This is a genomic window from Aromatoleum toluolicum (genome assembly GCF_012911005.2).
GTDB lineage: Bacteria > Pseudomonadota > Gammaproteobacteria > Burkholderiales > Rhodocyclaceae > Aromatoleum > Aromatoleum toluolicum.
Genome location: NZ_WTVS01000270.1, coordinates 1 through 388 on the forward strand (window position 1 = coordinate 1; position 388 = coordinate 388).

Below are 388 nucleotides of genomic sequence, written 5' to 3' on the forward strand. Positions count from 1 at the left end.
GGCGAGGGCCTCGTCGGTGACCTCCAGGGTGAGGCGGCGTTCGGCGAGCCGCCGGGCCAGGCCGTTGATCTGGAGCCGTGCGATCCGGCTCAGCTCCTCCTGGCTGAGGGCCGAGAAGACCACCAGGTCGTCGAGCCGGTTGAGGAACTCCGGCTTGAAGGAGGACCGGACCACCTCCAGGACCTGCTGCTTCTTCTCCGCCTCGCCGGTCGTCGGGTCGACCAGGTACTGGCTGCCCAGGTTGGAGGTGAGCACCAGGATGGTGTTGCGGAAGTCGACGGTGCGGCCCTGGCCGTCCGTGAGCCGGCCGTCGTCCAGCACCTGGAGCAGGATGTCGAAGACCTCGGGGTGCGCCTTCTCCACCTCGTCGAGCAGTACGACGGTGTAC

The 388-nt window shown here is 68.3% G+C and carries 1 protein-coding gene; it reads right to left on the bottom strand.

The features are described 5' to 3' along the window. Positions 1-388 (bottom strand): AAA family ATPase (locus tag GPA27_RS28695; protein WP_169143766.1); only part of this gene is annotated, 388 nt, incomplete at both ends.